Below are 21,324 nucleotides of genomic sequence, written 5' to 3'. Positions count from 1 at the left end.
GCCGAATTCTCGCGATGAGTACCGCCTGCTCCCAAACTTCGACGACGGGACATTGACCGAACATGCTTGAAGCGATCCCGCGGGCTTCGTCCGGGTCCTTAGCGGCAATCTCGGCGCGCGAGACAGCCTTGTCATTTAATAAGCCGAACACCTGAAACTTTCGCACGAGTAAATCACCCGCATCTATGCCTTATTGATAGAGTGCCATAGCTATACGTTGAGTTGTAAGGAAAACGGCCGCGCCGAGGGCAAACCCTTGGGAGGCAGATTTACTCCAGCGGTTCGTGAACAGGTGCTTGGCTACTCCTGACACGAACGCTGAGGCGACCTGGACCCGCTGCAGGGATCTGTCGCCACCTTCTGGCAGGCCTGAAGGACGGGACCTGAATGGCGAGGTCGAAAGCGTCTCGCTCGGCGAAGAGATCCTGACCGACGCCGCCACCTTGCGTCGCTGGGCTGTGGGCGACCTCACCTCGGCCCAGTTTCATGCGCGCGCGCTGCGCGGTGCCTCTGCCCATGCGACGAACTGCAGAGCTGACTTCCTGACGGCGACGTGGCGAATTCGGCGCCTGGTCCGAGGAAGCTGAGGCATGTCTGTCGAAATTGAACCGGGGATGTGGGTGGAATGCGTGGACGCGCAGGCGCGCGAAGGCCTGTGGTTGCCTGGCGAACGCCTTACCGAGGGGGCGCTCTATCAGATCGACACGATCTTCGAGAACTTGGTCGGTCGTACGAATGTCACCTTGGCGCAACATCCACGCCATCCCGCCGCCCTCGCAAATGGGCGGCGCGGGTACAATGTTGATCGTTTCCGCCCGATCTATCGGCCCAACGAAGGTCTCATCTCATCTCTGCTTCGCCCGATTCCGGAGAAGGAAGTGGCTTGAGGCAGGCAGGGTAGGAGCCGTACGCAACGGACATCAACCCTGCACCGCAGCCGTTGATGTCCGCGCGTCCACACAGCCCCCTGTGCCTAGTCGACCGCCATCGCCGCGGCGGCAAGTTTCTCGAGATTGACGTACTGTTCTTTCTCCACGCTGACGGCGACGCCGTAGATCGTCCCGCCCTTGAACTCGCCCGGCGTCGTATAGTCCTCGCTCACCGCGTCGCCGCTATCGCGACCGATGCATAGGCCGTCCCCGGACAGCGTGAACTTGCCGAGCTGAGTCTTCATCTCGCCCTGCGCTGCGACCTCCTCGTTGACGTAGAGCGTGGTCTTGCCGAGCGACTCGCCGTGCTCGCCTTCCTTCTCGCGGATGAACTCCATGCCCAGCGCGTACTTGCCTGGCTTGAGCTCACCGGAGATGAACTTCTGCTCAGGCTTGATGCCGAGGAAGTTGTAGACGTAGTGGAGCTTGCGATCCTTGATGAACAGCGTGTGGCCGCCGAACCGTGAGCCGTGCGCGAAGATCACCCCGGACGTATCCTTGGTGATCTCGACGTCCGCGATGATCTTGTAGGAGCGTCCGCGAACATTGACCGCCACGCCTTCCGGCACTGGAGCGGTTCCCGGATAGTAGATGTAACGCTCGCGCGGCGGTTCGGTCGAAGGGCGTTCGGTGCCCAGAATCTCGGCGGCGCTACGGTCGTCCAGCGGCAGCACGTTGTTGGCTTCGGCTTCCTCGAACCAAGCGTCGATCAGCGCCTTGAGCTTCTCGGGATGCTCCTTCGCCAGATTGACCGTTTCCGAGCGATCTACTTCGACGTGGTAGAGTTCCCACTCGTCCTTGTCGAAATGGCCGGTGCCCGTCAGCGGCGCATGAATCGCGGCCGCCTTCCAGCCGTCCATCCACATGCCCCGCGTGCCGAGCATCGCGTAGTACTGGCGCTTCTTCTGGGTCGGGCCGTCCTTCTCGAAGCTGTACTTCATCGAGACGCCTGACAGGGGATGCTGTTCAACGCCGCGGAACACGTCGGGCATTTTGATGCCGATGCACTCCAGCAGCGTCGGCACGATGTCCACCGCGTGGTGATACTGGTTGCGCACCTCGCCTCTGGCCTTGATGCCCTTCGGCCAGGAGATGATCATCGGGCAGGCGGTGCCGCCGGCGTATTCCGAATAGCGCTTGAACATCTTGTAGGGGGCCGAGAAGGCCGCCGCCCAGCCGGTCGGATAGTGGTTGTAGGTCTCCGGCCCGCCCAGAACATCGAGGTACTTCAAGTTCTCGTCGAGCTCGTCGGGATAGTTGTTGAAGAACTTGTTCTCATTGACCGAGCCGTTCGGGCCGCCTTCGCCCGACGCGCCGTTGTCCGAGCAGTAGATGACGATGGTGTTTTCGAGCTGGCCGCTCTGTTCGAGGTAGTCGATCAGCCGGCCGACCTGCGCATCGGTGTACTCCGACATGCCGGCGTAGACCTCGGCCATGCGCGAGAAGAGTTTCTTCTCCTTGTCGTTCAGCTCGGACCACGGGCGGACAAAGTCGCCCGCGTTGGCGATGCCCTCGGGAAGGAAGTTGAAGTCTTCGATCTTGGTGTCCGCGGGGAGCATACCGCGCTCGATCATCCGCGGCACGACCCACTTGCGATAGGCGTCATAGCCCTCATCGAACTTGCCGGCGTATTTGTCGGCGTACTCCTTGGGGGCATGGTGCGGTGCGTGGTTGGCGCCAGGGCACAGCCACGTAAACCAGGGCTTGGAGGGATTGCTCGCCTTCTGGTCGCGGATCATCTGCATGGCCTGGTCAACCAGGTCCTTCGACAGGTGATAGCCGTCCTCGGGCTGATAGGGCTGGTCGATGAAGGCGTTGTCCTGGACCAGGTCCGGGTACCAGTTGTTGGTCTCGCCGCCGAGGAACCCGTAGTAACGGTCGTAGCCCTGCTGCAGCGGCCACTCTGACTTCGGCCCGCCGGAGCAGATGTCCTGTTCGGGAACGTTGTGGTCCTTGCCCAGCCAGAAGGTGCTGTAGCCGTTCTTTTGCAACATGGTCCCGAAGGACATGCAGTTCTCGGGAATGCGACCGCACCATCCGGGGAAGCCGTTCGCCGTCTCGGTGATGCTCGACATGCCGTTAAGGTGATGGTTGCGCCCGGTCATGAAGCAGGAGCGGGTGGGCGAGCAGAGCGCCGTCGTGTGCCACTGCGTGTACGTCAGGCCATTGTCGGCGAGCTTCTGCAGCGTCGGCATGTTGATCGCCCCGCCGTAGGGCTGCCACGCCGCCTGGCCGGTATCGTCGTAGAGGACGATCAGGATGTTGGGGGCGTCTTTGGGCGCCGTCGGCGGCAGAAAGGGCTCCCAGTCGGCTTTCGAGTCGCGAACGTCGAGTTTGATAACACCTTTGAACGGCTTAGTGGGCATCTGGGGCCTCCGCAGCGATGTGTGGATGTGCCTAGATCGAGCCGAACGCGCGACCACGGGCCATGTTAGCCAGCAACCATCGCCCGCGGCGTCTGGGTCGGGCGACCGGGTGAACCCCTAGGAGACGTGGTGGATTCGCCCGACCCGGACCCTCAGGCTCGGTGGCGGACCGGGTTTCCGCGGGTTTGGCCTGATGGACAACCTTCAGGGTATGAGCTCCCATTGGGCGCCGCTGGATCCTCCAGTTCCCGCGGATGAAGCTCCCCGGCTTCGAGCGGCGCCCGGCTGATAAGCGAGAGTCAGCCGGGTGTTTGCTTTTGCGGAGCGTGTATCGGCACATCAGCCATATCGGCGCTGTCGCCCCCACGGCGACGATCACGGAACGTCGGACAGCCACCGTCGTTAAGCACCCTCGCGTCCCAGGTTTAGTCGTTCAGTGTTTGGGTGGGTGGCGCGATTGGCTCCACCACGACGAGCGCGGTAATGTCGGCTTCGAAAATTATACAGCTCCCTACTGGCGAGACGCCGCCGGCCAGCAGCGTGCTGACAATCTGGCTTATTGAGCGTAACGGCAGCGACGGTCGCGTGACTGTTAGCGGCAGCCTGATCACCCATGAGATCGGGGCCGATGATTGGGCTGGAGCGTTGGACGCCGCACGATCTCTTGCTGAGCGGAGTGGCCTCAACTGCATTTATGTGACGCGCGCAAGTTCGCCGCTCCAGAATAAGGAGTGACCATCCGGGGTCACAGTAGACCTACTCTTGAGCGAGCCTTGGCTCCTCGCGGCTCTCCACGTCCTTTTCCAGGAAGTAGTTCAGCGCCGTGCGGATCGCGGCAATGGCGGCTAGTTGGCCGATCTGGTCCCAGGTCGGGGTGATGGCGGTGCGCACAATGTCCGCGCCGAGCGCGAACTCTAAAGCGAGGATGATCCAGCCGGCGAAGCCGACGAAGATAGCGCGGCGAACTGCAGGGTTCGTCCCTTGGCCCCGCACGAGCGCCAGGACCACCCGGGCGAGCGCGATAGCCGAACCGACCGCGACGCAGAGTACGCAGACAAGTTCAGCGGCCAGGGCGATGTGGCTGGCGAATTCTTTCAGCAGCTCTTCCATGCGAACGTCTCCTTCCCGTTGGGCGTCCCGGCGCGTTAGCCAAAGAGCGCGAAGTTAAAGAGGATGCTTGCAGCTGCCGCCAAGCCGGCCATCAACAGCAGCAGCGCGCAAATGAACGTGACGGATACGGGGTAGGGCGTGTCGGCATAGACTAGGCCCGCAGACGCCATGGCGCTTCTCAGCCCACGTAGCTCCAAGCCGAAACGGGCGTGGTTGATGATGCCGCCGAGAAGTAGGATGACCCCAATGGTGATCAGGGTGAGGCCGAAGTTTCTGGGCGACTCCGAATGCTCCATCACTCCGGTGCGGTGCAGCTTCTCGAACGCCTGGTAGATCGTGAAGCCGAAGCCGATCAACGAGAGCGCCGTCCGGACAACGGACATTAAGGTGCGATCCGCGCTCATTCTGGTGCGCTGGATCGACATTCCAGTGCGCCGCATCGAAAGTTCAGTCCGGTGGTCCGAAAGATCCGTGCGGTACTCAGATAGGCCCGTTCGGTGTTCCGACAGGTCGGTGCGATGTCGAGAGAGGCCGGTACGATAGTGCGAGTATTCGGTTGAAGCTTGCTCATCACTGCGACCGCTCACATCGGGGAGCGGAGCCAGCGGCGGCAGGACAACACGTGGGGGTCGCTTGGTGTCGGGCGTCGTCGCCATCTTAGCCTCCTTAGGCACGCCTAGCTTGAGATTTCGGGCAGGCCGTGCCCGCCCGCCGACACCCTTGGCGGTCTGATGCGGGGCCGCTATCCGCAAAAACCCGCGCCCTCCGGATGGCGAACAAGGGCGAATGGCGAGAGCTTTGCTGAAGCCGCGCCGGCCCGCCGCGGACTGCTGGCGCAGCCCCTAGGGTTTCACCCGATAGCCGCGAACCACAGCCCACCGAAGACTGCGTCATCGTCAGGACGGGGCGTTCCATGCTCAGCATCCAACGCACGACGGCGTTCATCGGCGGCCTTGCCGCGATCGCCGCCGCGGCTTGGCCCGCCAGCGCACAGGAGTTGGAGCCGCGCTCCTATTCGCCGTCGCCGGTGGGCACGAACTTCGTCGTCGCTGCTTACGGGCAATCCAGCGGGGAGGTGGTGTTCGATGCGGGCGCGCCGATCTCGGACGCGCAGGCTGACATCAACCTAGCGACCATCGCCTACAGCAAGGTGATCGACATCGGCGGCCACCAGTCGAGCGTCCTCATTGCCGTCCCGTACATGTGGGGCGATGCGACCGGCAATCTGCGTGAAGCGTCGCGATCCATAAGCCGCTCGGGACTGGGCGACATGCGCTTGAAGTTCAGCACCATGCTGATCGGCGGGCCGGCCCTTTCACCTGAGCCGTTCGCGAACCGCAAGCCGCAGCCCGTTGTCGGGGTTAGCCTCCTGGCTGTCGCTCCGACCGGCGAATACATGCCGAACAAGCTGGTCAACATCGGCGCCAATCGCTGGGCGTTTAAACCTGAGATCGGGGCCTCAGCGCCCTTTGGTCGCTGGCAAGTAGACGCCTATGCGGGCGTCTGGCTGTACGGCGACAATGAGAATTTCCTGGGCCTTCGACAGGAGAGAAGGCCGATGGGCACGTTCCAGGCCCATATCAGCTATACGTTCAAGCCGGGCCTCTGGGCCGCGTTGAACACCACCTACTACGTAGGCGGCGACACAGTCGTCGGCGGGCGTCTTGAGGCCAATAGGCAGGAGAACGCCCGGATCGGTGCGACCGTGTCGGTCCCGATCGCCCAGCGCCAATCCCTTCTTTTCAGCTACTCCCAGGGCACCCTAACCAGATACGGCGGCGATTTCACCTCATTCGCGCTTAGCTGGCGCGCTCTGTGGTTCGACTAGCTGTCGCGATGATCGTCTCGCGCCAGCCCGCGCTGAATTGAACGTCAGCTAAGGGTCGGATCCCGACGAGCGCCGCGCTCCCTCAAGCGGACCATTCGCTAGTTCCGCTATCCGCGCTGACGCCTAGGTCTCCTATTGGCGCGACGCGGTCGATAGCTGTTCACCCGTTGTGACGTCGGGGCTGCCTCAATGGAGGTGGCCATGAGCCAGCCCGACCTATTCCGCACACCAAGCAGGCCCTGGAACGCCAGCCGACTGATCGGCCCAAAGGCGCCGCTAAAGCCAAAGCACGTCTGGGCGATCCGGCAGGAGTTGAAAGGCGTGCGGCGCTGCCGCGACTTGGCGCTGTTCAACTGCGCTCTCGATTCAAAGCTGCGAGCCTGCGACCTGGTCCGCCTCAGAGTTAGCGATGTAGCGCCAGGCGGCGTACTTCGTACCCGCTCAACGGTCGTCCAGCAGAAGACCGGTCTCCCAGTGCCCTTCGAGATCACCGAGCCGACCAGTAGTTCGATCGAAGATTGGCTGCCGGTCAGGGGTGTTCGAGCAGACGATTGGCTGTTTCCCAGCCGAACCCGGCCCGGCCGCCACATGACCACGCGACAGTATGCGCGACTTGTCGACAGCTGGGTTCGGCTGATCGAACTGGAATCAGCGGCCTACGGCACCCACAGTCTTCGTCGCACCAAGGTAGCGCTACTCTACAAGAAGACCGGCAACCTCAGGGCCTGTCAGCTGCTTCTCGGCCACCGCAAGCTGGAGAGTACGGTCAGATACCTCGGCATCGAGGTGGACGACGCCCTCTCGATCTCTGAGCAGGTCGAGCTCTAAGCGACTTGGCGGGCCCGGCGAGCGGACCCGCCCTACGTCAGGGCAGGGTGGTAAGGTGACCTTCCACATGCCCGCGTGAGAGGCGAAAGCCCGACTACGGCAAGCTCACAGCGGTGAGCCAGGCCAGCGGTCATGCTGAAAGAGCATCTCGATCACAGCAGACAAGGAAAGCACCCCCCTGTCGTCCAGATGTCGTCCCATGATCTGGAGCCCGATTGGGCGGCCATCGGCTGTAAAGCCAATTGGAACCGAAGCCGCCGGCAGGCCAGTGAAGTTTGCGAGGGCGGAAAAGGGAACCCATGCGGACGGTGGAAGTGAACGCCCCGCTATTTCCACAGGGCCGTATGTGTCCGCTGCGAAGGCGCCGGTTGCGGTAGAGGGCGTCAAGAGGAAGTCGAATTCGCCCATGAACTGAGCGGTAATGTTAGCAATTCGCTTCCGCTCCATGAGCGCTGCGGTGAACTGGTCTGCACTCCACGTGCGGTCAAGAATACTTCCAATCCACCCATCCAGTTTGATACCTCGATCAGATGCCATGGCCTTTAGTCCGGCCCGATCCGTTTCAAGAGCGACGAGCGTGTCGAGAAGGCCTTCGGTGTTACCAACGGCAGGATAAGCACATTCAACAGAGCCTATCACTCTCTCCAATTGCTTGATGGCATCCTCGAATGCAGCGCGCACCTCGGGATCGACGACTGCAAAGCCAAGATCACTGGTGTAGGCGATACGAGCGCCCTTCATCGTCCCAAGGTCCTTCAAAATCCAAGCCTCGGCCTGAGACGGAATTGAATGCCTGTCGAGAGATGAAGGGCCGCTGATGACCGACAGAGCAAGTGCTGCGTCGGCTGCGGTGCGGGTCAGCGGACCAATATGTTCAAGCGACTCCCAGCCAGACTGACCGGGATAGCGTTCGTCCCTGCACCCCGGAAACAGTGGGACACGTCCCCAAGAGGGCTTCATTCCGAAGACGCCAGATAAGGATGCAGGGATGCGTATCGACCCCCCGCCGTCGCTTCCCAAGGCCAGAGGAACCATCCGAGCTGCGACTGCCGCTGCCGAACCGGCACTGGAGCCCCCAGGCGTCAGAGCCGTGTTCCAAGGATTCCGCGTTGTGGGAAAAACGTGGTTGTGACCGATGCCACCGTAGCCGAACTCTGACGTGTTCGTCTTGCCGACAATGATCGCTCCCGCCGCCTTGAGGCGCTCGACCACGATGTCATCTTGCTCGGGAACAAAGTCAGCGTAGATGCGCGAGCCAAAAGTTGTCCGCAAATCCTTTGTGCAGATCAGATCCTTCACCGCGACCGGAACGCCTGCCAGCGCACCAACCGGCAATCCCGCGCCAAGGCGACGGTCGATATCCTCGGCCTGCGCCATTGCCGTATCGTCAAGCGTGCAGAAGGCATGCAAATCACGGTCGAGCGTCGCCACTCGGGATAAGGAAGCCTCGATAACGTCACGGGCGCTCCAGCGACGTTCGGTGATTGCCCGGGATAGTTCTCTTAGATCAAGCTCCAACGGGGACTTCTCGGGCATATGTATAAGGCTCCAGAAATGAGATTTTTTGAACTCGCGGGCTGCCCTCAGGTTTCCGAAGGGGGAAACTAGCGTGACTGCAACCAGCTACGCATGGGCAGCGCCCCGGATCTGGCTCAGCCCTCGACATCGCAGACCACGGCGCCGCTCGATTGCGTGTAAGCCGCGAAGCTCGACACCAGGTGAAACCCACGGCCAGATTGGCTGCTCTCAAATGCATGGTTCAGCTGGGCCGGGCTGAGCGCGTTCATATTGGCCGTATCGATGAAACGAATTGCTCTGACAACAGCGGCGCAGTCTTCTCCTTCTCACCGACGGCTTGGGGCTGTCCGCTCATGTCCGCTATGGGTCGGTAGCGGTCGAGCCTGAAGCTCCCGCAAGCGGACCTCATTTAGTCCGCTTTCGGCCGCGACCCAACTTCCGCTGATGGCGCGATGCCGACGCCCACACATGGCGCAGGCCCGACCTTGAGGTCGCATGCACGGCTAAACCGGGCTCACGGCCGGCGTGCGTCAGCCCACGAAAATCCAACCGCCGGTCAGCGACGACAGTGAAACTCCGACCAGCACCATTTGCCCGCCCAGGCCCATGGTGATGACTGTGTCGGCTCCAACTTGCGCCACGGTGTACGTCGTCCCTGGATCCAGCATTACGCGGTCGCCTTCAGCCCGGTTGAAGTCTGTCACCCGGTCCAGGCCTGCGTCGCCGAAAGTATGGAAGAGGTCGGCCCCGGCGCCGCCGGTGACGACGTCGTCGCCCCTGTCGCCCGAGACGTAGTCGTCTCCCGCGCCGCCTAGGACGATGTCGTTGTCCTGGCCTCCGCGGACGGTGTCGTTACCGTCACCGCCTTGGCAGGTGTCTGCGCCGATGTTGCCGTAGACGATGTCCGCGCCGCCGTCGCCGGTCAGCAGGTCGTTGTCCTGGCCGCCGACAACCCAGTCGTCGCCAGCCCCGCCGGCGGCGGTGTCGGCCCCCGTGTTGCCGTGAATGTCGTCGAAGCCCGAGCCGCCCTGGATGCGATCATCGCCCGCTTCACCGCGTAGGTAGGTCTGTCCCTGGCCTGTGTCCGCAGCGCCAGGAGGCAGAGTCGCGGAGATGGTGTCATCACCATTGCCGCCCCAGATGGTGTCGCGGCCGCCGACGCCGGCCAGCACGTCGTCGCTGTCATAGCCCCGCAGAAGGTCCGCGCCCGGGCCGCCACTGACTGTATCGCTCCCCGCCAGGATGGTCGCGAATGCGGCCTGGGTGGCGTCGGTCGTTACCCAGGCTCCGATCCCAGCCGCCGGCAAGGAAAGGCCGGTGAACTGACCGCGGATGACGCCGACCGGAGAGCCGAGGTCCGCGAACGTGAGCTCGGTGACCGTTCCTCCTGCGAGCTGCTCGTTGGCGTCGTAGACCAGGCCGACCCCCACGAGGTCCGCCGTCGCGAGGAGCCCCTTTAGGACAAGGTGGGTCGATGTCGCGAGGTCGATGTCCGCGCCCAGCAGGTGCGAGATGTGGGCGTTGTCGAGGTTTCCCGAGATGGTGGCCGTGACGCCGCCGCCGGTGGGCGCCAGGGCCCCGGTGGCGCGCGAGGCGGTCACCGTCGCGACAATGTTCGACGCGTCGATTGCGTCTAGCGTCCGAGAGCGAAGGATCACCGCATCGTCCGCCGTCCGGTCATCGGCCTCGCTGTCGGCGAAGACGATGACGTCGCTTCCAACCTGCACTGCCACGTAGTCGATAGAGCCGTTCGCGATCTGGGCGTCGGCGAGCGATCGGGCCCCGGCGAAGGAGCTCGCGGTCGCCTCAAGGTAGTTTGTCTCCGACCCGGCGGGCCTTAGGAAACTCAGGCGGTCCTGCGGGGCCCAGTCGAGCACGACGTCCATCTGGCCGACGGCCGCAGGCGAGTCACCCGCCTCGACGATAAACAGGTCGCTGCCGTCCCCGCCAACCAGGCTGTCGGCGCCGTCACCGCCGCCCAGGACGTCGTCGCCGCCAGCGCCGTCGAGGAGATCGGACAGGCCGGAGCCCGCCAGTCCATCGCCCTTGGGTCCGCCCCTGAGGGAGCCGGCGCCAGGAATGCCGATCGCGAAGGCCGACCCGTCAGGGAAGATGACATCAGCGCCGCCGGCCAGGCCGACCCCAAAAACGACGGTCCGGCCGCCTGGGATGGAGAGCACCGACAGCGAGGCCGGCTCCGTCGTTGTCGCCGCGTTGAATGTGACCCGCATGCCTGCCCCCGTGGCGGTCGGAAGCGAAAAGACCAGGGTGTCGTTGGCGCGGTCGAAAGCCAGCGCCTGCGCCGCTGTGATGGTTTCGAAGACATAGGTCGACATCGGCCCAAGCGCCCCCCAACGCTCGAAGACCGGCCCTAAACACCTGAGCCGCAAAGGCGACGATGGGTTAACGGGCCCGCTACGTCAACGCGCGCCGAGAGATCGCTCAGCTGCCGGGCGAGCGCCGTTCGAAACGCCGCGCCGTTGGCGTCCCCTTTAGGCGCTGGCTTTGCGGTCTGGGAGGGGCTCTCAAATGTCCGCTTCGCGGAGAAACGCCAACGTCCGTTACTGGCGCTATTGCGACGTTGCGGACCGGACGGGCCGCTCTATCAAATGTTGATGTCGACAGTCGGCCGCTGCGCCTACCGTTCCCTCTGGCGGTCCGGCGACCCCTCCTCAATCCCTGGCGTCGAGCCGTGACCCGCTCCCTTCCAAGGGAGCGGGTCTCTCGTCCCACTCGGGGCGGCGGCTAAGCGGAACTGCGTCGCAGAGCGTCAGACTATCAAATGTGGGGATGTTCGTGTGCGAGGCGCCGTAGAATGGACGGGCGGCGCGCCGTGACGGCGATGCCGGGTGAAGGTCGATCGCCATCCGGTTTACGGCGAGGGACAGGGAGGGATTTAGGTTGCGCAACAGCGCGTTGATCGCGGCCAACGATCCGGTTGTCGCCGAGGCTCGGGCCGAACTGGCGATGGAGATCGCCGGGCTGGGAACCTTCGAGCGCGATCTGCAATCGGGTTGGGTGAGCTTCTCGGACCGCGCGAGCGAAATCTATGGCGTCGGTCCGGCCATGGCGTGGACCGACTGGTTGGAGGGCGTCCACGTCGAAGACCGCGCCGAACTGCTGGTGCTGAAGGAGCAGATCCTCGTCGACGCCAGCCTGATCGACTGCGAGGCCGCGTTCCGCTACCGGCGCCTGGACGGCGCCGAGCGCTACATCGTCAAGCGCTTCCGGGTGCTGCGGGACGCCGCTGGGGCGCCCGTGCAGGTCGTCGGCGTCATCGCGGACGAAACGCTGCGCCGGGCCGAGGAGCTGCGCGGCGCCTGGCTGCTGGCTCAGCTCCAGCATCGGGTGAAGAACGTCATGGCCATGGTCCGCTCGCTGGCGCGGCGCACGCTTGAGAATTCGAGCGATCTGGCGGGCTACTTCTCGCATTTCGATGGGCGGTTGAACGCGCTCGCGCGCGTCCAGAGCGCCCTTGTGCGACGGGTCGACGAGGGGTTGGACGTCGAGGAAATGGTCCGCGAAGAGCTGCTGCAGGTCGCGGCCGAGGATGAGCAGGTGGACGTGGCCGGGCCGGCGGTGCGCTTGCACGGGCCGGCGGCGGAGTACCTGGCGCTGACCCTCCATGAGCTGGCGGTCAATGCCATGAAGTTCGGCGCGCTGTCGGCGCAGGGCGGCAAGGTGATCGTCGCGTGGGACGTCTCGCGCGGGGAGGGGGGCGAGCGGCTTCGGCTGAGCTGGCGCGAAAGCGGGGTCCCGGCCCTGGCGGCCAATCCCTTGCGCAGCGGCTTCGGCCGCCAGCTCGTGGAGCAGGGCCTTCCCTATCAGCTGGAGGCGCGGACGGCGTTCCAGCTCGAACCGGGCGGCGTGCGCTGCGAACTGGATATCCCGCTGTCGACGGGGGAGAGCCGCCCGTGAGCCTCTTCCTGAACCAGCCGCCAGGTCCCCGCGCCGGCATCGTCATCCAGCGACTGAAAGCCATCGCTCAGCTCGGCGAGGACGCCGAAGCTCTGTTCGCCAGCCTCTCCGACGTCCAATCGCTGCCGGCTGGCGCCGAGCTGGTGACCGAGCGCGATACAATGGAGCGGCCGCGCTACCTGCTCAGCGGCTGGGCGGCCAAGGTGCGCTGGCTGCCGGACGGCCGTCGCCAGATCTTCAATTTCCTGCTGCCGGGCGAGGGCCTGGGCGTCTGCATGCGTCCCAATCCGCTGGCCCTGTCGACCGTCGTGGCGCTGACGCCGCTGCAGTACATCGACGCCGGTCCGGTGCAGCGGGCCCTGCTCAGCGACGACGATCGGTGGAACGACCTGCGCGAGGCCGTGCACGTCGCCTCCAGCCTGGGCGAGGCCTACCTGCTGTCGCAGATCATGCGGCTGGGCCGTCAGACGGCCTACGAGCGGCTGTGCCACCTGCTGCTCGAGCTCCGCGATCGTCTGACGCTCGTTGGCATGGCCAGCGAGACCCATTTCGCCATGCCGATGACCCAGGAAACCCTGGCCGACGCGACGGGCCTGAGCATCGTCCACGTCAACCGCATCCTGCAGCAGCTGCGCCGCGAACGGCTTCTGGAACTCCAGGCCGGAAAGGCCCACCTGCGCGATCCAGGCGCCCTGGCGGCGATCGCCGACTACAAGGCGCCGCAACCCTCCGAGGAGCGCCATCGCTTCCGTCATTAACATGGGTGAATGTCGTCGCCGGACTTCGGCGGCAATGGTCGCCTCGTGCGTACCGACGACGGGGGAAATCGACAGGACGGGGAAGCGGCGCTCGCCGGGCTGGCCGGGCGGCGCGTGCTCGTGGTCGAAGACGATTGGCTGCTGGCTAGCGAGATCGTCAGGGTCTTGGAGGCCGCGCGCTGCGTTGTCATCGGCCCGGCGCCAAGCGTCCCATTGGCCCTGGCCCACGTCGAAAGCGGCCAGGCGATCGACGCGGCGCTCCTTGACATAAATCTGCAGGGCCAGCTCAGCTACGAGGTGGCCGATCTGCTGTTGGCGCGGGGCGTGCGCTTCGCCTTCGTGACCGGCTATCCCAAGACCATGCTGCCTCGCCGATTTGGCGAAGTGCCGCTGTACGAGAAGCCGTTCGAGCCGCGCCGCGTGCTGGGCGGCCTGCTCGCTGACGACGCCGAAACGGCCTGAGGACGCTGCTGCCAGCGCAGGCTCCTGGGCGCACAATCAATCGTGTAGTCGACGCCGCCGCCCGAGAGGAACCGCGCACGCCGACTTAACATTGGTGAATGCGCGAGCCCTGCTCGACGACGTCATACTGCTGCGATCGGCCCTGGAGGTTTCGGTGAGCGCTCGGCAGATGAACGGCGGCGGCGTAGCCGTCGCAGGCGCTCCACCCGCGTCGCCCGTCAGCGAGTTAGAGGCGCTACAGGCGCTCTATGACCTGACGGATCGGCTGCTGAGAGCGGGGAGCCATGCCGACATCTTCGAGGCTGCGCTCGACGCCATCGAACTCGGACTGGGCTGCCCGCGCGCTTCGATCCTGCTGTTTGACGAGTTGGGCGTCATGCGTTTCGTCGCCTGGCGCGGGCTGTCGGATCAGTACCGTTCTGCGGTGGAGGGCCACACGCCCTGGCGTCCAGGCGAGGAGGGCGCCTCGCCGATCACGATCGGCGACATCAATAGCTCGGAAGAGGCCGACGACATCAAGGCGACGATACGCGCCGAAGGCATCGGCGCGCTGGCGTTTGTGCCGCTGACCGTTAGCGGCGGCGTGATCGGCAAGTTCATGGTGTATCGTCCGGCGCCGCACGACTTCGGCGAGGTCGAGACCCGGCTGGCGCTCACCATCGCGCGCCAACTCGGCTTTGCGCTTGAGCGCCATCGCGCCGAGGACCGCGCCCGGCGCAGCGCCGAGCAGTTCGGCGCCGTCTTCGACAACATCCCCGTGATGATCAAGCTGTTCGAGCCAAAGACAGGGCGGCTGCGTCTCAACTGGCAGTTCACGCGCACCCTCGGCTGGACGAGCACCGAAGCCGCTTCGGCAGATCTGATGAGCGAGCTCTTTCCCGATCCGGCGGTCCGCGCCCGGGTCCGCGGCAACATGGATCGCTGCGAACCAGGGTGGTTCGATGTCGCCATGGTGGCGCGCGATGGGCGACGTCTCGAAAGCAGCTGGGCCAACATCCGGCTCTCGGACGGAAGTCGGGTCGGCATCGGCATCGACATCACCGAACGTAAGCAGGCGCTGGAGCGTCAGGAGCTTCTCCTGCGTGAGATGGATCACCGCGTCCGCAATCTCTTTAGCCTGACGAGCAGCATGGTTCGGCTCAGCGCGCGCGAGCCGGGAGACCGCGCGGGGCTGGCCCGTGACCTGGAAGAGCGGCTCGCGGCCCTGGCGGCGGCTCATGCATTGACCATGCGCAAGGACGGCGAGGGCGCAGGCGCAGCGAGGCTTCATGATCTGATCCGGGCCATCCTCGCGCCTTACCGCCGTGGCCTTGAAGGGCAGCTGGACATCGTCGGCCAGGACCTGCCCCTGGACGGCGAGGCGGCCACCTCCTTTGCGATCCTGCTCTATGAACTGGCGACCAATGCAGCCAAGTACGGGGCGCTGTCGCGGGCCGGCGGCAAGGTCAGCATCGCGACGCGGCTCACCCAGCAGGACCTGGAACTGGACTGGGAGGAGACGGGCGGTCCGGTCGTCGCCGCAGAGCCTTCCGCCGGCTTCGGCAGCCGCCTCAGCCGGGCCGCCGTCGCCCAGCTCGGCGGCGATCTGCAGCAGGTCTGGCGCCCCGAAGGCCTGCAGATCCATCTCTCGGCGGCGCTGGATCGCTGTCTGCCGGATGATCGACTGGCCAGCTAGCTGCTAGCTGGCCCCTATCATTTGCAAATGCGCCGGCGATTTCGCGGCCGCAGTCTTTTTTCGGGGTGTGGAGAGCCGACAGATGCCCGCCAGCACCGAAATTGTCGTCATTCGCTCCATTCACGGCTGGAGTCTGCTTGCCGGAAGCGGGCGGTGGGGCCGCTATGCCTCGATCGAAGACGCGCTGAGGGGCGGCCGTAGAATACTGAACTGGGAGATTGCACGGGGCGCGCCTGCTCGCTGCTGATCCAGGACCCGAGCGGGCGCCGCCGGCGCGCGCTCATATGACGGCCTACCGGGTCATCGTCGTCGATACGATCGGCCTGCTGATCGGCGAGCTCGAGGTCGACTTCGAGACTGACCTGGAGGCTATCGCCGCAGTCTTCCTGGCGGAGATTCCTCACCAATGCGAACTCTGGTGCGGGCCGCGGTTGCTGGGGTTGTTTCCAGCATCAGTGAGCCTCAAGGCGCCTGACGCGTCCCGCCCATCACGGCCCAGGCTCGGGCCCGCGTGACTTCGCCAGCAGCGCCTCGCCCTGCCCAAATCCGAGCGCCCGGGCGACCCTGGTGTTCCAGTCGTAGGGATCGGCCCGCACGATCGCCTGGCCGCCCTCGTTGAAGAGCACGGTCTGATAGAGGAGCCGGACGGGAATAGGATTGGGCAAGGCGACGTTCTGCTCCCGACCTTCGGAACGTGCTCGCCGCCATGCGTCGCCGACGCCTTCCTGAGCGGCGATGATCTCCGCGAAGCCAAGGGCGTCCTCAACCCGCACGCAGCCATGGCTGCGCTGACGCTGCACCTCGCCGAAGAGCTGCTTGGCCGGAGTGTCGTGCAGATAGATGGCGTGCTCGTTGGCCATGTCGAACTTCACCAGGCCGAGGGAGTTGGCGGGCCCTGAAGACTGCACGATCCAGCCGTCCTTCCAGGCCATGTTGTTGCGGCGAAGATAGTCCTCGCCCTTGCTGGCGAGTTCCTTGCGTTCGATGGAGCGCGGCACGGTCCAGCTCGGATTGGCGACGAGGCGCTTGATGGGAGACGCGAGCTGAGGCGTCGCGGTATCCGGCTCGCCGACGATCACCCGCCGGCTGTCGATCGCCGCGCCGTCCTGCCAGTAGGTGAGACGCGCCGCGGCGATGTTGACGTCGATGCGTGTCGCGGGCGGCTCGCGCTCGAGCCATCGCAGGCGCTCCATGTTGGCGGCGATCTGCGCGGCGCGCTGCTCATCGGTGAGGCTGAGCGCTTCGAGCGTGCGACCGCCTAGCACGCCGTCGGCCTCGATGCCGTAGTCGCCTTGCATCCGCCGGACCGCTGCGACCATCGGGCCTGAATAGGCAAGGCCGCCCGCCTGGCGCGCCTCCAGGTAGTCGAGAGCGACAAGCTGGGCGGCCACAGCCGGAATGCGCACGTCGGACTGGCCTGGGCGGATCGACGTCGATGTCCTGGCGATGTCCGGTCCGGCGGCCGGCGCGCCTTCGCCCAGCGCCAGGTAGGCCTGCGACAGCTTGCGATAGTTCTCGTCCTGCGGGGCCAGCGCCTCCAACCAGGCGCCGACCTTCCGTTCGGACATGGCCTGCGCCAGCTCGCGCTGCAGGTCAGGGTCAGGGCGGGGCAAGGTATAGATCTCGAAGAGCTTGTGCGGATCGCTGGCGCCGCGCGCAAGGGCCGAGGCGTAGGCAAGGGCGGTCTTTGTCAGGGCCGCGTCGTCCTGACCGGCCTTGGGAGCGTCGAAGGCCAGTCTGTCCAGGCCGTGCGCGCGGCGCTTGTCGATGGCCTCGCTCAGTTGACGGGTGAGGCCCGCATCCCACGGCGGGGCTTCGAGCGTTGCGGATCGGTCGGGAGGCGGCTTGGCGTTGCAGCCGAGAAGGGCGAGGGACAAGAAAAGCGGGGCGACGAACTGGCCTGGGCGCACGCGGAACTCCTACTGGGAGCAGCCTGAACGCCCAAGGCGGCGCTTGCGCTGCATGGTCGGGCGACTTGAAATGGCGGGGGCGAGGTTCCCATCTGAGGGGCGAGGAGACGCCGATGGACATTTCGCCTGCCGTTCTGGGCTACCTGTTTGGGCTGTTCGCCGTTGGCGTGGTCGCGTTCGTCGTCGGGCTGCGCCTTGGCGCGCGCACGAAGATCCAACCCAACGCTTCCGAAGACGAACAGGCCGCCGCTGCGTTCGGCGTGCTGCATCGGCATTTCGAACGGCGCGCCCTGGCGGCGCTGGAGTCTTCCGGCGCGCCTATGTGGTCTCCCGACCCTGCGCGTGTCGCAGACCTCAGTCATGGCGGGGAGTGCGACGTCCCGGCGTTGGTCGGACGCAATGGTCTTGTGCAGCGGCCTCCGGGAAGCGGCCCGCGCCGGACCTAGAGGAAGCGCCGCCGCAGCTCGCGCTGGAGGCGCCGAGCCCAAGCCTCCCGTGTCGGATCGCCTGGCGCAGCGGCGCGTTTTCCCCGCATCCGTCCAGGAGGTGTCACATGCCAGCCAAGTCAGCGGCGCAGCAGAAGGCGGCGGGGGCAGCCCTCTCCGCCAAGCGGGGCGAAACCCCCAAGGGCAAGCTGAAGGGCGCCTCGAAATCGATGATGTCGATGAGCGAGACCGAGTTGGAGAAGATGGCCTCGACCAAGCGCAAGGGTAAGCCCGAACACGTCCGGAAGGCGCACTGACCGCGGGAGCCGAGCCCGTCAGCTGAGCTTGATCTTCCGCTCGATCTCGGCGGCGGCCTTCTCGGCCTTCTTGCGCCGTTCGAATACCCCTCGCATGTGCTTCCGGTCGCTGTCGCTCAGCTGCGCTTCGGCGGCCACGAACTGCTCCTGCTCTTCCTCGCGGATGTGATGCAGATACTCGGCCTTGAGGCCGGCGAACCGTCGCAGCCACCCGGGCGATGACATGTCGCGCGCGGCGAGGTCGGCGAGCATGTCCTCGATCTCCTTGTGCTCGGCGATGGCATGCCGCGCGAAGTCGGTGGTCTGCGGATCGCGCAGTACGCTCGACCACAGAGCCTGCTCCTCGGCCGCGGCGTGGGCCTTCAGCTCGCGGACGAGCTCCTCGAAGAGTTTGCGGCGCTCGGCGGAGGCACCCTGGGTTTCCTCGATCATTGCGAGCAGGGCGCGATGCCGGTCGTGATCTTCGACCAGGCGCCCGAAAACGTCGGGGTCGCCGCGGAAGCTGGTCCGGGGCGTGCTGCCGAGCCGCGCGGCAAGGTCCGGGGCCAACGCCTTGGCCTTGGCCACAGCAGAGGCCTTGGCCTGCGCTTCTGTCAGTCTGCCGCCTGCCTGCACCATGCTCGCGCCCTTTCCTGCGTGCCGCCCGCCAGAGCCGGGCTGCTGAGGCGTACGCTGTGGCAGGCGAAAAGTTCCTGCGGGCGGAACGGGCCCCGTCCTAGGCGCCGAGGTGCGACGCCTGGTCCGCCGCCAGCGGCAGGACGAGCGTGAAGCGGGTCTCCTGCGGACATGAGGATGCGCTCAACTCGCCGCCGTGCGCCTTGGCGATCTCCGAGGCGATGTGCAGCCCCAGGCCCAGGCCGCCCTGGCTCGGCTGCACCTCGCCGCGCACGAAGGGATGGAACAGGCGCTCCATTGTCGCCGGCGGAATCGGCTCGCCGCTGTTGGCCACCGACAGCGTCAGCTGCTGATCGGCCATCGCTGCGCGCAGACGGACCGGCGCCTGTTCGGCGCCATAGGCCAGCGCGTTGGCGAGCAGGTTCGAGACAAGCTGGCTCAGCCGGCCGGGATCGACCGGCGCCTGGGCGTGCAGCTGAAAGTCGCACTCGATCAAGCGTTCCGGATGGCTCGCCTCAAGCTCCTCGACCACCTGGCGAAGGATCGGCTCGAGGTCATGGTGCTGGCGCTCGAGGGCGATGCCGCCGCCGAGCCGGCCTCGCGCGAAGTCCATCACGTCGTCGATCAGCCCGGCCATCCGGTCGGTGCTCGATTCCATGAGCCGGATGACGTTCTGTCCCTTGTCGCTCAGCGGCTCCTTACGCAGCAGGCGGGCCGCGCCGCCGATCGAGGCGAGGGGATTGCGCAGGTCGTGGCCGAGCACGGCGATGAACTGCTCGCGCAGGCGCGCGGTCTCCTGCTCATGAGCGAGTTGGCGGCGCGTCAGCTGCTCCATGGTCTCCAGCGCCTTGGCGTGCGCCTGGAGTTGATCGCGCTGATCGGCCAGCTGCTGCCGCTGGCGGTGGAGATCGAAGAAGACGTTGGCCTTGCTGCGCAGGATGTCGGCCTCGATCGGCTTCTGGATGAAGTCGACCGCGCCGGCCTCATAGCCGCGGAAGCGCCGTCGCCCATCTGCGCTGCCGGCGGTCAGGAAGATGATCGGCACATGGCGCGCGCGCGCCGCGCCGCGCATGAATTCGGCGAGCTGGAAGCCGTCCATGTGCGGCATCTGGACGTCGACCAGCGCCAGGGCGAAGTCATGCACCAACAGCAGCTCGAGCGCTTCCTCGCCGGAACGGGCCGTGAGGCACTCAAGTCCGTCGCGCCTCAGCAGCGCTTCGAGCGAGATGAGGTTCTCTTCCAGGTCGTCGACCAGCAGGAACTTGACGGGCTGCATGAGCTATCGGCTTCCCATGGCGATAAGGATGGATGCAAGTTCGGCCAGCCTCGCCGATCGGGCGGACGGGCACGCCTTGAGCGCGGCGTGCGGCATCGTGGCCACATGGGCGTGGTCCGGGTCTTCCACCAACGCCACGCCGCCGGCGTCGGCGACAGCCTTGAGTCCGGCCGCGCCGTCGGAGCTGGCGCCGGTTAGCACCACGCCGGTCAGTCCCGGCCCGTAGGCGTCTGCGGCGCTCTCGAAAAGGACGTCGATCGACGGGCGCGAATGCAGCACGGGCGGGTCGTCCGAAAGGCCGAGGGTAAGGTCCTGCTCCACGAGCAGGTGATAGTCGGCCGGGGCGAAGTAGATCGTTCCGCCCTCGACCGGCTCCTTGTCGTCGGCTTCGCGCACCGGCAGGCGGCATTTGGCCTCGAACAGCGGCACCAGCGCGTTGGTTTGGGCGGGCGGCACGTGCACCACGATCAGGACCGGCAGTGCGAAGTCCTCCGGCAGCGCCGGCAAGATGGCCGAGAGCGCCTCCACCGCGCCCGCCGACGCGCCCATGACGATGGCCTGCGGGGTCATGCGTCGCGCCTCTGATAGATCTTCTCATCAGGGACGAACGGCGAGAAGGCGTCGGCATGGGCCGAGAAGCGCAGGCTCTCCTTCGATCCCAACCCGAGGAAACCCTTGCGGCTCAGGGCGTCGCGGAAGAGGCCGGTGGCGCGGTCCTGGAACTGCCGGTCGAAATAGATGAGCACGTTGCGACACGAGATCATCTGCATCTCGGCGAACACCGCATCCGTCACCAGGCTGTGGTCGGAGAAGACCACGCGATCGCGCAGCGACTGGTCGAAGACGGCGTTGCCGTAGTCGGCGCTGTAGTAGTCCGAGAGCGACGACTTGCCGCCAGCTTCCTGGTGGTTGGCGGTGAAGGCCTTGATGCGCTCGAGGCTGTAGACGCCGCGCCCGGCGCTGGCCAGCGCCTCAGGATTGATGTCGGTGGCGTAGAAGAGGGTTCGGGCCTCCAGGCCCTCCTCGCGAAACAGGATGACGAAGGAGTAGAGTTCTTCGCCACCGCTGCATCCGGCGATCCAGACCTTGAGCGACGGATAGGTGCGCAGATGCGGAATGACCTTCTCGCGCAGCGCACGCCAGTACGTCGGATCGCGGAACATCTCGCTGACCTGGACCGTCAGATAGTCGAGTAACTGCGGCAACACGGCCGGATCGTGCAGCACGCCGTCCTGCAGCGCCGAGAAGCTGGGATAGTCGAGCTGCTTCAGGGCCTGGCGCAGGCGGCGCTTGATGGAGGCGCGCGAATAGTGCCGAAAGTCGTAGTGGTACCGGCGATAGAGCGCCTCGAGCAGCAGCTCGATCTCGATGTCTTCGACCCTGCTCACG

Annotated in this window: 19 protein-coding genes; 9 read left to right on the top strand and 10 right to left on the bottom strand. The window is 65.5% G+C overall.

All coding sequences use genetic code 11. The annotated features are described in order from the left end of the window. Positions 1-590: 590 nt before the first annotated feature. Positions 591-887 carry a hypothetical protein gene (locus tag C0481_RS03915; protein WP_293400886.1) on the top strand — a complete coding sequence of 99 codons (297 nt, stop codon included), beginning with the start codon at positions 591-593 and terminating at the stop codon, positions 885-887. Positions 888-973: 86 nt separating this feature from the next. Here the strand turns inward: C0481_RS03915 and C0481_RS03910 are convergent, their stop codons facing one another. From C0481_RS03910 to C0481_RS03900, 3 genes are all read right to left on the bottom strand, one after another. After that, positions 974-3,295 (bottom strand): arylsulfatase, encoded by a 2,322-nt coding sequence (locus C0481_RS03910; RefSeq protein WP_293400884.1) that lies wholly within the window; start codon positions 3,293-3,295, stop codon positions 974-976. Between the two features lie 756 nt (positions 3,296-4,051). Further along, positions 4,052-4,405 carry a DUF1622 domain-containing protein gene (locus C0481_RS03905; protein ID WP_293400882.1) on the bottom strand — a complete coding sequence of 118 codons (354 nt, stop codon included), beginning with the start codon at positions 4,403-4,405 and terminating at the stop codon, positions 4,052-4,054. A gap of 35 nt (positions 4,406-4,440) precedes the next feature. Then, the gene (locus C0481_RS03900; RefSeq protein WP_293400880.1) at positions 4,441-5,061 is read right to left on the bottom strand and encodes a DUF202 domain-containing protein; all 621 of its coding nucleotides are present in this window, start codon (positions 5,059-5,061) and stop codon (positions 4,441-4,443) included. 257 nt (positions 5,062-5,318) lie between these two features. Here C0481_RS03900 and C0481_RS03895 point away from each other — a divergent pair, with 257 nt between their 5' ends. Continuing rightward, complete coding sequence (locus C0481_RS03895; protein WP_293400878.1) at positions 5,319-6,233, top strand: transporter; 915 nt, start codon at positions 5,319-5,321, stop codon at positions 6,231-6,233. 201 nt (positions 6,234-6,434) lie between these two features. After that, complete coding sequence (locus C0481_RS03890; protein ID WP_293400876.1) at positions 6,435-7,061, top strand: tyrosine-type recombinase/integrase; 627 nt, start codon at positions 6,435-6,437, stop codon at positions 7,059-7,061. Positions 7,062-7,166: 105 nt separating this feature from the next. Here the strand turns inward: C0481_RS03890 and C0481_RS03885 are convergent, their stop codons facing one another. Next, entirely contained in the window at positions 7,167-8,597 is a 1,431-nt protein-coding gene (locus C0481_RS03885) for an amidase (protein WP_293400874.1), read from the bottom strand. 512 nt (positions 8,598-9,109) lie between these two features. Beyond that, positions 9,110-10,915 (bottom strand): calcium-binding protein, encoded by a 1,806-nt coding sequence (locus tag C0481_RS03880; RefSeq protein ID WP_293400872.1) that lies wholly within the window; start codon positions 10,913-10,915, stop codon positions 9,110-9,112. Positions 10,916-11,480: 565 nt separating this feature from the next. Between C0481_RS03880 and C0481_RS03875 the strand changes: the two genes are divergently transcribed. The 4 genes from C0481_RS03875 (at position 11,481) to C0481_RS03860 (ending at position 15,392) form a co-directional block, all read left to right on the top strand. Continuing rightward, positions 11,481-12,497: an HWE histidine kinase domain-containing protein gene (locus tag C0481_RS03875; protein ID WP_293400870.1), complete on the top strand. Its 1,017-nt coding sequence runs from the start codon at positions 11,481-11,483 to the stop codon at positions 12,495-12,497. Then, positions 12,494-13,255, top strand: coding sequence for a Crp/Fnr family transcriptional regulator (locus C0481_RS03870; protein WP_293400868.1), 762 nt, complete (start codon positions 12,494-12,496; stop codon positions 13,253-13,255). Before C0481_RS03875 ends, C0481_RS03870 begins: the two co-directional genes overlap by 4 nt. A gap of 9 nt (positions 13,256-13,264) precedes the next feature. Beyond that, positions 13,265-13,717 (top strand): response regulator, encoded by a 453-nt coding sequence (locus C0481_RS03865; RefSeq protein WP_293400866.1) that lies wholly within the window; start codon positions 13,265-13,267, stop codon positions 13,715-13,717. A gap of 169 nt (positions 13,718-13,886) precedes the next feature. Further along, positions 13,887-15,392, top strand: coding sequence for an HWE histidine kinase domain-containing protein (locus C0481_RS03860; protein WP_293400864.1), 1,506 nt, complete (start codon positions 13,887-13,889; stop codon positions 15,390-15,392). A gap of 488 nt (positions 15,393-15,880) precedes the next feature. Here the strand turns inward: C0481_RS03860 and C0481_RS03855 are convergent, their stop codons facing one another. After that, positions 15,881-17,269 (bottom strand): L,D-transpeptidase family protein, encoded by a 1,389-nt coding sequence (locus C0481_RS03855; RefSeq protein WP_293400862.1) that lies wholly within the window; start codon positions 17,267-17,269, stop codon positions 15,881-15,883. A 146-nt stretch (positions 17,270-17,415) separates the two neighbouring features. On the opposite strand from C0481_RS03855, the gene C0481_RS03850 reads away from it, so the two are divergent. Both C0481_RS03850 and C0481_RS03845 read left to right on the top strand, forming a co-directional pair. Further along, a complete protein-coding gene (locus C0481_RS03850) occupies positions 17,416-17,748 on the top strand; it encodes a hypothetical protein (RefSeq protein WP_293400860.1) in 333 nt (110 codons plus the stop codon). A 107-nt stretch (positions 17,749-17,855) separates the two neighbouring features. Continuing rightward, on the top strand, positions 17,856-18,044 hold the full coding sequence (locus C0481_RS03845; RefSeq protein ID WP_293400858.1) for a DUF3008 family protein: 189 nt from the start codon (positions 17,856-17,858) through the stop codon (positions 18,042-18,044). Positions 18,045-18,062: 18 nt separating this feature from the next. Here C0481_RS03845 and C0481_RS03840 read toward each other — a convergent pair whose 3' ends face one another. The 4 genes from C0481_RS03840 to C0481_RS03825 form a co-directional block, all read right to left on the bottom strand. Continuing rightward, complete coding sequence (locus C0481_RS03840; RefSeq protein WP_293400856.1) at positions 18,063-18,662, bottom strand: hemerythrin domain-containing protein; 600 nt, start codon at positions 18,660-18,662, stop codon at positions 18,063-18,065. 97 nt (positions 18,663-18,759) lie between these two features. Beyond that, positions 18,760-19,935 carry a hybrid sensor histidine kinase/response regulator gene (locus C0481_RS03835; RefSeq protein ID WP_293400854.1) on the bottom strand — a complete coding sequence of 392 codons (1,176 nt, stop codon included), beginning with the start codon at positions 19,933-19,935 and terminating at the stop codon, positions 18,760-18,762. A 3-nt stretch (positions 19,936-19,938) separates the two neighbouring features. Continuing rightward, positions 19,939-20,505, bottom strand: a complete 567-nt coding sequence (locus C0481_RS03830) for a chemotaxis protein CheB (protein ID WP_293400852.1) — start codon at positions 20,503-20,505, stop codon at positions 19,939-19,941. Next, positions 20,502-21,323 (bottom strand): CheR family methyltransferase, encoded by an 822-nt coding sequence (locus C0481_RS03825; protein WP_293400850.1) that lies wholly within the window; start codon positions 21,321-21,323, stop codon positions 20,502-20,504. The genes C0481_RS03830 and C0481_RS03825 overlap by 4 nt, the downstream gene beginning before the upstream one ends. Position 21,324: the final 1 nt, after the last annotated feature.

It is taken from the genome of Phenylobacterium sp., from assembly GCF_013822795.1.
Classification (GTDB): domain Bacteria; phylum Pseudomonadota; class Alphaproteobacteria; order Caulobacterales; family Caulobacteraceae; genus Phenylobacterium.
The sequence above is the reverse complement of the archived record's forward strand: the minus strand, read 5'-3'. Positions and strand labels throughout refer to the sequence as shown.

Excerpts from the sequence above, each read along its gene's own strand:
- C0481_RS03880 (WP_293400872.1), bottom strand. The coding sequence starts at position 10,915 with ATGTCGACCTATGTCTTCGAAACCATCACAGCGGCGCAGGCGCTGGCT.
- C0481_RS03860 (WP_293400864.1), top strand. The coding sequence starts at position 13,887 with ATGAACGGCGGCGGCGTAGCCGTCGCAGGCGCTCCACCCGCGTCGCCC.
- C0481_RS03865 (WP_293400866.1), top strand. The coding sequence starts at position 13,265 with ATGTCGTCGCCGGACTTCGGCGGCAATGGTCGCCTCGTGCGTACCGAC.
- C0481_RS03910 (WP_293400884.1), bottom strand. The coding sequence starts at position 3,295 with ATGCCCACTAAGCCGTTCAAAGGTGTTATCAAACTCGACGTTCGCGAC.
- C0481_RS03850 (WP_293400860.1), top strand. The coding sequence starts at position 17,416 with ATGGACATTTCGCCTGCCGTTCTGGGCTACCTGTTTGGGCTGTTCGCC.
- C0481_RS03830 (WP_293400852.1), bottom strand. The coding sequence starts at position 20,505 with ATGACCCCGCAGGCCATCGTCATGGGCGCGTCGGCGGGCGCGGTGGAG.
- C0481_RS03905 (WP_293400882.1), bottom strand. The coding sequence starts at position 4,405 with ATGGAAGAGCTGCTGAAAGAATTCGCCAGCCACATCGCCCTGGCCGCT.
- C0481_RS03890 (WP_293400876.1), top strand. The coding sequence starts at position 6,435 with ATGAGCCAGCCCGACCTATTCCGCACACCAAGCAGGCCCTGGAACGCC.
- C0481_RS03900 (WP_293400880.1), bottom strand. The coding sequence starts at position 5,061 with ATGGCGACGACGCCCGACACCAAGCGACCCCCACGTGTTGTCCTGCCG.
- C0481_RS03835 (WP_293400854.1), bottom strand. The coding sequence starts at position 19,935 with ATGCAGCCCGTCAAGTTCCTGCTGGTCGACGACCTGGAAGAGAACCTC.
- C0481_RS03885 (WP_293400874.1), bottom strand. The coding sequence starts at position 8,597 with ATGCCCGAGAAGTCCCCGTTGGAGCTTGATCTAAGAGAACTATCCCGG.
- C0481_RS03895 (WP_293400878.1), top strand. The coding sequence starts at position 5,319 with ATGCTCAGCATCCAACGCACGACGGCGTTCATCGGCGGCCTTGCCGCG.
- C0481_RS03915 (WP_293400886.1), top strand. The coding sequence starts at position 591 with ATGTCTGTCGAAATTGAACCGGGGATGTGGGTGGAATGCGTGGACGCG.
- C0481_RS03840 (WP_293400856.1), bottom strand. The coding sequence starts at position 18,662 with ATGGTGCAGGCAGGCGGCAGACTGACAGAAGCGCAGGCCAAGGCCTCT.
- C0481_RS03845 (WP_293400858.1), top strand. The coding sequence starts at position 17,856 with ATGCCAGCCAAGTCAGCGGCGCAGCAGAAGGCGGCGGGGGCAGCCCTC.